This is a genomic window from Pseudomonas syringae group sp. J248-6 (assembly GCF_032586995.1).
GTDB lineage: Bacteria > Pseudomonadota > Gammaproteobacteria > Pseudomonadales > Pseudomonadaceae > Aquipseudomonas > Aquipseudomonas amygdali.
In genome coordinates this window covers 125,070-137,078 of record NZ_JAWHOP010000015.1, presented here as the reverse complement: position 1 = coordinate 137,078, position 12,009 = coordinate 125,070, and the positions used below count along the sequence as shown (strand labels likewise).

Below are 12,009 nucleotides of genomic sequence, written 5' to 3'. Positions count from 1 at the left end.
GGAATGCCTTGGGTGACGCTCCGCGTCACAGATTTGCGCCGCACCGGACATTCAGGATCGGACGCGGAGCGTCCAGAACTGCATGCGACGCGGAGCGCCGCACGATAATCTGTGTTGTCGATCCTCACTCCGGCACCGGAATGCCTTGGGTGACGCTCCGCGTCACAGATTTGCGCCGCACCGGACATTCAGGATCGGACGCGGAGCGTCCAGAGCTGCATGCGACGTGGAGCGCCGCACGATAATCTGGGGCTCATCAGGTCAAAACAGTTTCAACGGCTCTTCATTCAGCGCTGACATCTGCTCACGCAGGGCCAGGATATGGTCGCCCCAGTAACGCTCGGTGCCGAACCATGGAAAGCTGTGCGGGAACGCAGGGTCGTCCCAGCGACGGGCGAGCCAGGCGCTGTAGTGCATCAGGCGCAGGGCACGCAGTGGTTCGATCAGGGCCAGCTCGCGTGGATCGAAATCATGAAATTCGTTGTAGCCGTCCATCAGTTCCGACAACTGGCCGAGGCGTTCCTGACGATCACCGGCCAGCATCATCCAGATGTCCTGAACGGCGGGGCCAAGGCGGCAGTCGTCTAGGTCAACGATGTGGAACATTTCGTCGCGGCACATCATGTTGCCGGGGTGGCAGTCGCCGTGCATGCGAATGTTGGTGTGCGGCGTGGCGGCGTAAACGTCTTCGACACGCTTGAGCAGATCGCGGGCTACCGACTCGTAAGCTGGAAGCAGGCTGCGCGGGATGCAGTCGTTTTCCAGCAGGTAATTGACCGACGCATGGCCGAAGTTCTTCACGCCCAGTGCCTCGCGGTGCGCGAACGGTTTGGTCGAGCCGACCGCATGGATACGCCCCAGTAACTGCCCCAGGCGATACAACTGATCCAGATTGCCCGGCTCCGGCGCGCGTCCGCCCCGGCGCGGGAATAACGTGAAACGAAAACCGGCATGTTCGAACAGGGTTTCGCCGTTATGCACCATGGGCGCGACAACGGGCACTTCGACCTCGACCAGCTCGTAGGTGAAGCTGTGTTCTTCAAGGATGGCTTCGTTGGTCCAGCGTTGTGGACGATAGAACTTGGCGATCAGCGGCTGACCGTCTTCGATACCGACCTGATACACGCGGTTTTCGTAGCTGTTGAGTGCCAGGATGCGGGCATCGCTGAGAAAACCGATGCTTTCGACAGCATCCAGAACCAGATCGGGAGTAAGTGTTGCAAACGGGTGAGCCATGACTACTCCTGCGCGCAGCAGGTTGCCGCGTCGGACCGCTGATGGTAACGCAGACCGGTCCCGGTTCGCTAAACCCCTTCAGTTTAAAGTGCCCAAGGGTCGAGTTGTCACCAAACGGTCATCCTCCGGTCGCTGTTTAGCCATGTTCGCCACTTAGAGTTGCCGCCAATGAGATCGATCTCAAGCGAGCGACCATGACTGATTTGAAAGAAGTTGCACGACTGGCCGGGGTTTCCCGGGCCACCGCTGCACGTGCCTTCGCAAACCCTGAGGTGGTGCGAGCCGAGACCCGCGAGCGAGTATTCGTCGCTGCCCGTGAACTTGGCTTTCGCCCCAATCGGTTGGGCAGACAGTTACGTCTGCAAACCACCAATCTGATTGGCGTCATCGTGCCAAACCTGCTCAACCCGGTGTTCGCCGAGCAGTTTCAGGCCATGGAGCGAGCGGCGCGGGCGCGGGGCTACAACCTGTTGCTGGCGACCACCGACTACAGCGCCGAGCGTGAAAGTGCCGTGGTTGAAGAATTGCTGCGCCAGCGGGTCGACGGGCTGGTGCTGACCGTAACCGACGCCGAGCACAACCGTGTGCTAGAGAGCCTGGCCATCGAGGACACGCCGTTCGTGCTGGCTTATCACCAGACCGACAATGAGGATTACAGCGCTGTGTCTGTGGATAACCGCGCAGGCATGGCGCTGGCGACGCGGTATCTGATCGACGCCGGCCACCGGCGTATCGCCATGGTCGCAGGCCCGGTCATGCAGTCCGACCGCGCCCGTCTGCGTTACGAAGGCTATCGCGATGCCATGAACGAGGGTGGGCTTGAGGCGCGCCCGGTGATTGAAATGCCTGCCCATACCAACGCCGACTTCGCCGCGCTCGAACCGTTGTTACATGGTCCGACTGCGCCAAGCGCGCTGGTCTGTTCCAACGATCTATTGGCTATCAGCCTGATTGCCGAATTACGCCGCAATGGTTGGGGTGTTCCCGAGCGTCTTTCGGTCATCGGCTTCGACGGCATCACGCTGGGCACGCAGATGCACCCGACGCTGTGCAGTGTGGTTCAGCCGATTACCGAACTGGCGCACATCGTCATCGACCAGTTGCTGTCGCGGATTGCCGGCGCGGCACCGGTTTCTCATTGTCTGCCGTGCCATATCCGGCCCGGCGAAAGCACCCAGCCCTACCAGGAGATGCTTCATGCTCAGCCTCAGTAAAACCCTCGCGGCACTGCTGTTATGTAGTGCGGCCAGCCTCGCCCAGGCCGCCGAAACCGCCATCTGTTACAACTGCCCGCCTGAGTGGGCTGACTGGGGCACGCAGCTCAAGGCCATTGCCGACAGCACCGGTGTACAAGTGCCGCTGGACAACAAGAACTCGGGGCAGGCGCTGGCGCAGATCGTCGCCGAGCAGGCCGCGCCGGTCGCAGACGTGGTGTATTACGGCGTGACCTTCGGCCTGCAAGCGCAAAAGGCTGGTGTGGTCGATACCTACAAACCCAAGCACTGGGACGACATTCCCGCAGGCCTGAAGGACCCTGAAGGGCACTGGTTCGCCATTCATTCCGGCACGCTGGGCATCATGGTCAATGTCGACGCACTGGGCGGTCTGCCGGTGCCGCAAAGCTGGGCGGATCTGCTCAAGCCCGAATACAAGGGCATGGTCGGCTACCTCGACCCCTCCAGTGCATTCGTCGGGTACGTGTCCGCCGTTGCGATCAATCAGGCCATGGGCGGCACACTGGACAACTTCGGCCCGGCCATCGACTACTTCCAGAAGCTGGCGAAGAACTCGCCCATCGTGCCCAAGCAAACCGCTTATGCACGCGTACTGTCCGGTGAACTGCCGATTCTGGTCGACTACGACTTCAACGCCTATCGCGCTCGCTACAAGGACAAGGCCAACGTCGCTTTCGTGATTCCCAAGGAAGGCACCATTGGCGTGCCGTACGTGATGAGCATGATTGCCAAGGCACCGCACCGCGCCAATGCCGAGAAGGTGCTGGATTTCGTCCTGTCTGACGAGGGCCAGGCGCTGTGGGCCAAGGCTTATCTGCGTCCAGTGCGCTCGAAGATGTCTGCCGACGTGGCCGCGCAGTTCCTGCCCGACAGCGATTACGCTCGTGCCGGTGTGGTGGATTACCAGCACATGGCTGCCGTGCAGGAAGCCTTTGCTGCCCGTTATCTGCGTGAGGTGAAGTAATGTCAGCCTCGCCGGGACACGCGCTGGCTCTGCACAAGGGCGGATTTATGAGGCTGCGGCTGCGCCCGACCGCTGCGCTGGCGCTTGCTCCGGCGCTGGCGGTATTGCTGGCATTCTGGCTGCTGCCGCTGACCCACCTGATCCTGCTCGGCGCGCAAGGCGCTGACGGCAATGGCAGCGGTTACTGGCAGGTGTTGAGCAGTGCTCAATACCTCGGCAGCCTGGTGCAGACCTGTCTGCTGGCACTGGTGGTCACTCTTGCAGCGTTGCTGGTTGGCGGTATCAGCGGTGTGTTTCTGGCCCGTAACCAGTTTTTTGGGCGCTCTGCGCTGGTGGCGCTGCTGACCTTTCCGCTGGCGTTTCCTGGCGTAGTGGTGGGCTTTCTGGTGATTCTGCTGGCCGGTCGCCAAGGCATCTTCGCGGCACTCGGACTGGAGCTGGCTGGCGAACGCTGGATATTCGCCTACTCACTGACCGGTTTGTTCATTGGCTACCTGTATTTCTCGATTCCGCGCGTGATCCTCACTGTCATGGCCGCTTGCGAAAGCCTGGACCGCAGCCTTGAAGAAGCTGCGCATTCGCTGGGTGCGGGTCATTGGCGGGTGGTGTGCGATGTGATCGTTCCGGGGCTGGCACCCGCGCTGGTGTCCTGCGGTGCGATCTGTTTCGCCACATCGATGGGCGCATTCGGTACGGCATTTACGCTTGGTACACGCCTGAACGTCACGCCGGTGGCGATCTACAACGTGTTCACCAATTACGCCAACTTCACCGTAGCCGCCGCGCTGTCGGTGATCCTCGGGCTAGTGACATGGGCGGTGCTGTTGCTGGCTCGTCGCATGGTCGGGACATCAGGGGTTGCCCTTTGAAACGTTCTCCATTGTTTGCTGCGCAACTGGCATTCACGTTACTGGTTTGTGCGTTCATGCTGGTCCCGGTAGTGCTCTCGCTGCTTGCCGGGCTGACCCGCAATTACTTTCTGGGCCTGTCGAGCGGTTTGACATTCGACTGGCTGGTGCAGGTCTGGCAAGCCTATTCACCGACCGTCTGGTTGTCGCTGCAACTGGCTGTGGCCTGTGCGATCTGCGTATGCCTGGTCGGCGTTCCTGCGGCGTATGCGCTGGTACGCATGAACAATCGCTTCAGCCGGGCCTTTGAAGAACTGATGGTTCTCCCCGTCGCCATGCCCGGCCTGGCCAGCGCCCTGGCGTTGCTGCTGACCTACGGCCAGTTCGGCAGCTTTCGCAGCAGCTGGCTGTTCATTCTGGTGGGCCATGTGTTGTTCACATTGCCGTTTCTGGTGCGCCCGGTCATGGCGGTCATGCAGCGTCAACAGTTGCCGGTGCTTGAAGAGGCTGCCGCCAGTCTGGGCGCCGGGCCGATCAAGCGTTTTTTCAGCGTAGTAGTACCGAACTGCCGGGCCGGAATTCTGGCCGGTGTGCTGATGGTTGTGACCCTGTCGCTGGGCGAGTTCAACCTGACATGGATGCTGCACACGCCCATGACCAAGACCCTGCCGGTCGGTCTGGCCGACAGCTACGCCTCAGCCCGACTGGAAGTCGCCAGCGCCTACACCCTTCTTTTTCTGTTGCTGATTGTGCCGCTGCTGATTGCGTTGCAGGCCATCAGTGCGCGTCTTGCCCGTGGAGAGAGCCGATGAGCGGAACCACCATTCGCCTGAAAGGCTGCCGCAAGGCATTTGCCGACGGCACCGTTGCTGTACAGGATTTGCACTTGACCATCGAGCCTGGCGAAACGCTGGCGATTCTCGGTCCGTCCGGTTGCGGCAAGACCACCACCTTGCGTCTGATCGCCGGGCTGGAGCGGCCGGATGTCGGTCAGGTGCTGTTCGATGATCAGGACGTCACGCGCCTGCCTATCGAGCGGCGTGACGTCGGGATGGTGTTTCAGAACTATGCGCTGTTCCCGAATCTCGACGTGGCCGGCAACATTGTTTACGGCCTGAAGATTCGCGGCCTGTCGCCTGTCGAACGAAGCAAGCGTTGCGATGAGTTGCTGGAACTGGTTGGCCTGACCGGTCACGGTAATCGTCGTGTCAACGAACTCTCCGGCGGTCAGCGTCAACGGGTCGCGCTGGCTCGGGCACTGGCACCGCGTCCTCGGGTGCTGTTGCTCGACGAGCCGCTGGCGGCACTGGATGCGCAGTTGCGTGAGCGCTTGCGCAGCGAGCTCGACCAGTTGTTGCGTGGGTTGGGCATCACCTCGGTGTTCGTCACCCACGATCAGGGCGAAGCCATGGCCCTGGGCGACCGGATTCTGGTCATGGAAAAAGGCTGCGTGTCGCAGTTGGCAACGCCCAGAGAAATCTATCAGCAGCCGGCCAATGCGTTTGTCGCAGGGTTTGTCGGCAACCTAAATGCGTTCAGCGTGGTCGAGCGCACACCTGCCGGTCTCAAGGTAAGCGGCGGCGAACTGCCATGGAGTGGCGCTGATCTGCCGGGCACGGTGTATTGCCGCCCGGAGCATCTGCGTTTGATGCCGGAGCGCGGGCACCTTCAGGGTCGCCTGGTCGGGCAGTTTTTTCAGGGGGCGCAAAGCCGCTTGCTGGTCGATGTCGGTGGTCCGCAACCACTGTTGGTAGACAGCACCGACAACGTTATTCACGCCGCCAACGCTGCCATCGCCTTGAGTGTCGAGCCGCAGGCGCTGTTCACCCTGCATTCGTAACATCGTTTCCGTAGAGAGATTATTTTGAATCGTCCGTTTCTTATTGCCCAGATCAGTGACTTGCACCTCAAAGCCGACGGCCGTCTGACCTATGGCGTGGTCGATACCCTGGGTGCATTGCGCCGCGCAGTCGCACACATCAACGCCAGCAAGCAGCGTCCTGACATTGTGGTGATCAGTGGTGATCTGGTGGACTTCGGGCGTGAGGACGAATACGCCGTGCTCAAGCCTGAGCTGGAACGCCTGCACATGCCGTTCTATCTGGTGCCCGGCAATCATGATGATCGACACAACCTGCTGGCGGCGTTTGCCGAACAGGTGTACCTGCCATTGTCGGCCAGCGGACCTCTGGACTGGGTTGTGGAAAAGTACCCGGTGCGGCTGATCGGCATGGACACGACCATTCCCGGCGAACATGGCGGGCAACTGGATTACTGTCAGCTGGACTGGTTGCACGCGCAGCTGTCACGTCGTCCTTATGTGCCGACGGTGATCATCCTGCACCATCCACCGTTCATTTCCGGCATAGGGCACATGGACCGCGAACCCTTCGGCAACGCGTCGGCGCTGGAGCGTGTGATTGCCCAGCATCCGCAAGTGGAGCGTTTGTTGTGCGGGCATTTGCATCGCCCCATGCAGCGGCGTTTTGGTGGCAGCGTGGCAAGCATCTGCCCTGGCACCTCACACCAGATCGTGCTGGACCTCGACGACGCCGCGCCTGCCCATTTCAACCTGGAACCGGCCGGCTACGTGCTGCATCGCTGGCATTCGGAACAGGGGTTTGTCAGTCATAACGCCGTGTTCGGCGACTATGAAGGGCCATACCCGTTCTACGATGTGAACGGGTTGATTGATTGATTGTTCATTCGCTATCGCTCCCACGCTCTGCGTGGTAGCGCTGTTCTGGACGCTCTGCGTCCTCTTGTGACGCAGAGCGTAGGCACGCTTATCGTCTGTCAGGCGCCGATAACGCCGCCATCTTCCCGGGTAATCACCATCACCGATGAGCGCGGTTTGCCGTCTGGCAAATGCTCGGGGAACGTGGAGCCACCGTTTTCACCGGGATGCTGGATGCCGATGAACATCGTCTTATAGTCCGGCGCAAAGCTGATGCCGGTGATTTCGCAACCGATCGGCCCGACCAGAAAGCGACGAATTTCGCCGCTGGCAGGGTCGGCGCAGAGCATCTGGTTGTTGCCCATGCCTGCAAAATCGCCCTTGTTGCTTGAGTCGCCATCGGTCTGAATCCACAGCCTGCCGGCTTCATCAAAGCTCAGGCCGTCGGGGCTATTGAACATGTTCTGCGCGTTGATATTGCTCGACCCGGCTTGCGGCGTACCGGCATGCACAGTCGGGTTACCGGCGACCACGAACAGGTCCCAGTCGAAGGTCATCGCTGAAGGATTACTGTCTTCTTCGCTCCAGCGCAGGATCTGTCCGTACTGGTTCTTGGCGCGCGGATTCGGCCCGCCTACAGGCTGACCCTCTTCGCCGCGTTTGACGTTATTGGTCAGTGTGCAATAGACCTGACCGTCCTTGGGACTGACCACGATCCACTCCGGACGGTCCATCCGCGTGGCTTTTACAACGCTGGCCGCCAGGCGCGCATGGATCAACACTTCTGCCTGATTATTGAAACCGGCAGCCGCGTCCAGGCCATTCTTGCCATGAGTCAGTTCGACCCACTGGCCCTTGCCTTTCGGATGATCCGGATTGCTGTCGCCTGCATCGAACTGCGCCACGTACAAGGTGCCGTGGTCAAGCAGGTTACGGTTGGCTTTGGGGTTCTGATGATCGATCTTGTCGCGGCTGATGAATTTGTAGATGAACTCGCCACGCTCGTCGTCGCCCATGTACACCACGGCGCGGCCACCCTTGGTTTGGGTGAACGCTGCATTCTCATGCTTGAAGCGACCGAGTGCGGTGCGTTTGACCGGTGTGGACTTGGGATCGAACGGATCGATCTCGACCACCCAGCCATGACGGTTGACCTCATTGGGGTTTTTCGCAACGTCGAAGCGTGGGTCGTGCGGGTGCCAGTTGATCTCCTTGCTGGCGGCAACCACGCCATAGCGCTTCATGCCGGCGTCGAACTTCTGCTCAGCGTTGCTGCTGCCGAAGCAATCAGTGAAGTTCTCTTCGCAGGTCAGGTAAGTGCCCCACGGCGTCTGGCCGCTGGAGCAGTTCTGAAATGTGCCGAGCGCCTGAGTGCCGGTCTTGTCGGCATCCGTTTTGAGCCAGTCGTGCCCGGCTGCCGGACCACTCAGGCTGATCGGCGTGTTGCCGTGAATGCGACGGTTGTAGCGCGAGTCCTGAACGAACTGCCACTTACCATTGTGCTGTTGCACTTCGATCACGGAAACGCCTTCTGCAGCCAGTGCCTTTTGCACTTCTTCAGCCGATTGCGGCTCTTTGCCATGATCGAAAAGGTAGCGGTAATTGGTGTATTCGTTGTTGATCGCCATCAGTGCGCGATCCTTGTGGCCTGGCATCGGGAACAGGCACATGCCGTCGTTGTTGTCGCCGAACTGCACTTCCTGAGCCTGGGCCGTACCCTTGCCGCTCGGGTCGAAAGCCGGGCCGCCTGCCTGTAAAGGGTGGCCCCAACTGATCAGAACGGATGAGGTATAGCCTTGCGGCAGGCTGATGCTGTCGGCAGTGGCGGCAGGGATGCTCTGGAAGCCCAGCAGTGTGCCGGACGCTGCGCTGACGCTGCTCGCGAGAACCGTGCGGCTCAACAGGTTGCCACCCAGAAACATCGCTGCGCCGCACAGGGCACCTGCGCTGATGAAGCCGCGGCGGGTGAGGCCGACCTTGTCTGTGCCGACCAGGTTTTCCAGATCGGTGGTTTGATTTTCTTCTAATAGTTTCATTATCACGGCTCCCTCGAATATGGCAGCCACCTTAGTGCGCGCATATGACGGAATTGTGTCGCGGTAATGACTTGCCGACGCTTACATCGGTATACCCAGCAACACCAGTGAAGCGGCAAATCTTGCCTGCACCGTGGCACCGGTTTTCAGCCGCTGTGCATGCAGGTGCTCAGGTGTCGCCAGGGCGCACAGCGTCTGGCCGCCGGGGAGTGAGATGCGTACTTCGCTTGGGCCATCTTCGGCGTCGGTCACGCTGTCGATTCGGCCGATCAGGCAATTGTTTCCATTTGTTTCTTCGCCGTTGTCTGCATGCAGTTCCAGCCAGCCGGCCTTGATCAGTGCAACCACCTCCGTGCCGTTTTCCAGCTGCAGACGCAGAGTGCTGTCATGGGTGACCTGTGCTTCGATAAACACCTCACCAGCCAGTTGCAGGCGAACCTGATCGTTGTGCCCATGACGGGTGATGCTGACGATCCGCCCCAGCAACTGGTTGCGTGCGCTGGTGCGCAAGGTCAGACGATTGAGCAGGTCAAGGTCGCTGCTGTCTTCGGCCGCTTCCAGCACCTGCGCCTGCAATGCCTGCACCCGCTGATAAAGACGCAGCACTCGCTCGCCCTCTACCGACAGCTTTGCGCCGCCACCGCCACGTCCGCCGACACTGCGTTCTACCAGCGGCTTTTGCGCCAGATTGTTCAGCTCATCAATGGCATCCCAGGCCGCCTTGTAGCTCAAGCCTGCGCTTTTCGCGGCACGGGTGATCGAGCCCTGTTCGGCAATGTGCTGCAACAGCGCGATACGTTGCGGGCGGTGAACCATGTGTTGCGTCAGCAGGGTGGGTAGCGACATGGCGATCTGCGATGGTCGAGTAGGAGAGGGCAGTATGATCGCTCTCGTGCATGACGTCGAAACCGGACGCGGAGCGTCCCGCGATATTATTTCAATTGACTATCGTGCCAATGCTCCGCGTTGGCATGCCGTTCGTGACGCTCTGCGTCACAATTCTGCGCCGCACTGCACGCTCAGGATCGGAAGTGGAGCGTGCAAGCGATGAGCGTCTTGAGGTTCCTGAGCATAGCGCCCAATCAATCGCCCGGCTTCGGCGTTCTGGCCAGGCAATACACGTCCACTCTTTGTGCGCCGGCCTTGTTAAGGAGTCGCGCAATGACCTCTGCCGTCGAACCGGTGGTCAGGACGTCGTCCACCAGCGCCAGGTGCTTGCCCTGCACCCATTCGGGATCAACCAGGGTGAAGGCGTCGCGCAGGTTGCGTTTGCGTGCCTTGGCGTCCAGCCCTTGTTGCGCTGCTGTCTCCCGGCTGCGCAACACATGGTGTTCGTCAACGGGCAGCTGCAACTGTTCACCCAGCCACCCGGCCAGCATCGCCGCCTGGTTATAGCCGCGCTGGCGCAGGCGCTTGTTGGCGAGAGGAACAGGAATCAGGTAATCGGGACGTGGCAGGTCTTCCTCGAAACGGTGTTGTAGAAACTGCCCACACAGTTCGGCCAGCAGGCGTCCCATCGGCCATTTACCGTTATGTTTGAATCGGGTAATCAGGCTGTCCACCGGGAAGTCGTACAGCCACGGCGCGATGACCTGCGCAAATCCGGGAGGGCGCTTGCAACATTGCGCGCAGCTCATGCCGGAGATGGGTAACGGCAGCGCACAGCAGTCGCACTGGCTGCCCAGCCACGGCAACTCGGCTTCGCACGGCACGCAGACAGGCATTGGCACCTCGCTGCGCTCATCGCATAACAAACAGTTTTGTTTGTTTTTTAACCAGATGTAAACCTCGTATTGGCGGTTGGGTTGACAGCGCATGGCTCTTCCTTAAATATGCCCGACATCCGTGTAGCGCATGGTGCCTTTACGCCCTCGCGCATTGCCCAGAAACACCAAGGAGCCGCCCGATGAGCGCCAGCACCACCGCCACTTTGCGTCACGACTGGACTTTAGCCGAGGTCAGGGCGCTGTTCGTACAGCCATTCAATGACCTGCTGTTTCAGGCGCAAACGGTGCACCGCGCTCATTTCGACGCCAACCGTGTGCAGGTTTCCACGCTGCTGTCGATCAAGACCGGCGCGTGCCCGGAAGACTGCAAGTACTGCCCGCAGTCCGGTCACTACAACACCGGTCTCGAGAAAGAAAAACTGCTGGAAGTGCAGAAGGTGCTTGAGGAAGCTGCGCGTGCCAAGGCCATTGGTTCGACCCGTTTCTGCATGGGCGCGGCCTGGAAGCATCCTTCCGCCAAGGACATGCCTTACGTGCTGGAGATGGTCAAAGGCGTGAAAGCCATGGGCATGGAAACCTGCATGACCCTGGGCCGTCTCGATCAGGAGCAGACCGAAGCGCTGGCCACTGCGGGCCTGGATTACTACAACCATAACCTGGACACCTCGCCGGAGTTCTACGGCAGCATCATCACCACCCGTACGTACAGCGAGCGCCTGCAAACCCTGGCCTACGTGCGCGATGCCGGGATGAAGATCTGCTCTGGCGGTATTCTGGGCATGGGCGAGTCCCTCGACGACCGCGCCGGGCTGCTGATCCAGCTGGCAAACCTGCCGGAGCACCCGGAGTCGGTGCCGATCAACATGCTGGTCAAGGTTGCCGGTACGCCGCTGGAAAACGCCGAAGACGTCGACCCGTTCGACTTCATCCGCATGCTCGCGGTGGCACGGATTCTCATGCCGCAGTCCCATGTGCGTTTGTCTGCCGGGCGTGAAGCGATGAACGAGCAGATGCAGGCGCTGGCATTCTTCGCCGGTGCCAACTCGATTTTCTATGGCGACAAGCTGCTGACCACCGCCAACCCGCAAGCCGACAAGGACATGCTGTTGTTCTCGCGTCTGGGCATCAAGCCCGAAGCGGGCGAAGGCCATGCCGACGAAGTGCATCAGGCTGCCATCGAACAGGCGCTGGTCGAACAGCAAAGCAGTTCGATGTTCTACGACGCTGCCTCTGCCTGACCCCTTGAACGGGCCGGCCTGCTCCGGCCCGTTTTGAACTGCCATCTT

The 12,009-nt window shown here is 60.5% G+C and carries 11 protein-coding genes; 7 read left to right on the top strand and 4 right to left on the bottom strand.

Translation table 11 applies throughout. The annotated features are described in order from the left end of the window. Positions 1-261: 261 nt before the first annotated feature. Positions 262-1,236 carry a serine/threonine protein kinase gene (locus RYC17_RS19195; protein ID WP_058409553.1) on the bottom strand — a complete coding sequence of 325 codons (975 nt, stop codon included), beginning with the start codon at positions 1,234-1,236 and terminating at the stop codon, positions 262-264. A gap of 194 nt (positions 1,237-1,430) precedes the next feature. On the opposite strand from RYC17_RS19195, the gene RYC17_RS19190 reads away from it, so the two are divergent. From RYC17_RS19190 to RYC17_RS19165, 6 genes are read left to right on the top strand one after another with little or no spacing between them, the layout of a single operon-like run. Next, positions 1,431-2,450, top strand: coding sequence for a substrate-binding domain-containing protein (locus tag RYC17_RS19190; RefSeq protein WP_122259560.1), 1,020 nt, complete (start codon positions 1,431-1,433; stop codon positions 2,448-2,450). Then, positions 2,434-3,435 (top strand): ABC transporter substrate-binding protein, encoded by a 1,002-nt coding sequence (locus RYC17_RS19185; RefSeq protein ID WP_316889668.1) that lies wholly within the window; start codon positions 2,434-2,436, stop codon positions 3,433-3,435. Before RYC17_RS19190 ends, RYC17_RS19185 begins: the two co-directional genes overlap by 17 nt. Continuing rightward, positions 3,435-4,304, top strand: coding sequence for an ABC transporter permease (locus RYC17_RS19180; protein WP_122259561.1), 870 nt, complete (start codon positions 3,435-3,437; stop codon positions 4,302-4,304). Before RYC17_RS19185 ends, RYC17_RS19180 begins: the two co-directional genes overlap by 1 nt. Continuing rightward, a complete protein-coding gene (locus tag RYC17_RS19175; RefSeq protein WP_002555581.1) occupies positions 4,301-5,095 on the top strand; it encodes an ABC transporter permease in 795 nt (264 codons plus the stop codon). Before RYC17_RS19180 ends, RYC17_RS19175 begins: the two co-directional genes overlap by 4 nt. Next, positions 5,092-6,123 (top strand): ABC transporter ATP-binding protein, encoded by a 1,032-nt coding sequence (locus tag RYC17_RS19170; protein ID WP_058401024.1) that lies wholly within the window; start codon positions 5,092-5,094, stop codon positions 6,121-6,123. Before RYC17_RS19175 ends, RYC17_RS19170 begins: the two co-directional genes overlap by 4 nt. A 24-nt stretch (positions 6,124-6,147) precedes the next feature. Beyond that, the gene (locus RYC17_RS19165; protein ID WP_058409549.1) at positions 6,148-6,981 is read left to right on the top strand and encodes a phosphodiesterase; all 834 of its coding nucleotides are present in this window, start codon (positions 6,148-6,150) and stop codon (positions 6,979-6,981) included. 98 nt (positions 6,982-7,079) lie between these two features. Here RYC17_RS19165 and RYC17_RS19160 read toward each other — a convergent pair whose 3' ends face one another. The 3 genes from RYC17_RS19160 to RYC17_RS19150 all read right to left on the bottom strand — a co-directional run bounded on the left by RYC17_RS19160 (position 7,080) and on the right by RYC17_RS19150 (position 10,813). Next, positions 7,080-8,996: a PhoX family phosphatase gene (locus tag RYC17_RS19160; RefSeq protein WP_316904125.1), complete on the bottom strand. Its 1,917-nt coding sequence runs from the start codon at positions 8,994-8,996 to the stop codon at positions 7,080-7,082. A gap of 81 nt (positions 8,997-9,077) precedes the next feature. Continuing rightward, entirely contained in the window at positions 9,078-9,842 is a 765-nt protein-coding gene (locus tag RYC17_RS19155; RefSeq protein ID WP_058401021.1) for a TOBE domain-containing protein, read from the bottom strand. 236 nt (positions 9,843-10,078) lie between these two features. Continuing rightward, positions 10,079-10,813 (bottom strand): ComF family protein, encoded by a 735-nt coding sequence (locus tag RYC17_RS19150; RefSeq protein WP_316889662.1) that lies wholly within the window; start codon positions 10,811-10,813, stop codon positions 10,079-10,081. A gap of 89 nt (positions 10,814-10,902) precedes the next feature. Here RYC17_RS19150 and bioB point away from each other — a divergent pair, with 89 nt between their 5' ends. Further along, a complete protein-coding gene (bioB, locus tag RYC17_RS19145) occupies positions 10,903-11,961 on the top strand; it encodes a biotin synthase BioB (RefSeq protein ID WP_002555574.1) in 1,059 nt (352 codons plus the stop codon). Positions 11,962-12,009 lie beyond the last annotated feature (48 nt).

What these genes read in the sequence shown, in the direction of transcription:
- RYC17_RS19195 (WP_058409553.1), bottom strand. Translation starts at nt 1,236, where the DNA reads ATGGCTCACCCGTTTGCAACACTTACTCCCGATCTGGTTCTGGATGCT.
- RYC17_RS19190 (WP_122259560.1), top strand. Translation starts at nt 1,431, where the DNA reads ATGACTGATTTGAAAGAAGTTGCACGACTGGCCGGGGTTTCCCGGGCC.
- RYC17_RS19185 (WP_316889668.1), top strand. Translation starts at nt 2,434, where the DNA reads ATGCTCAGCCTCAGTAAAACCCTCGCGGCACTGCTGTTATGTAGTGCG.
- RYC17_RS19180 (WP_122259561.1), top strand. Translation starts at nt 3,435, where the DNA reads ATGTCAGCCTCGCCGGGACACGCGCTGGCTCTGCACAAGGGCGGATTT.
- RYC17_RS19170 (WP_058401024.1), top strand. Translation starts at nt 5,092, where the DNA reads ATGAGCGGAACCACCATTCGCCTGAAAGGCTGCCGCAAGGCATTTGCC.
- RYC17_RS19160 (WP_316904125.1), bottom strand. Translation starts at nt 8,996, where the DNA reads ATGAAACTATTAGAAGAAAATCAAACCACCGATCTGGAAAACCTGGTC.
- RYC17_RS19155 (WP_058401021.1), bottom strand. Translation starts at nt 9,842, where the DNA reads ATGTCGCTACCCACCCTGCTGACGCAACACATGGTTCACCGCCCGCAA.
- RYC17_RS19150 (WP_316889662.1), bottom strand. Translation starts at nt 10,813, where the DNA reads ATGCGCTGTCAACCCAACCGCCAATACGAGGTTTACATCTGGTTAAAA.
- bioB (WP_002555574.1), top strand. Translation starts at nt 10,903, where the DNA reads ATGAGCGCCAGCACCACCGCCACTTTGCGTCACGACTGGACTTTAGCC.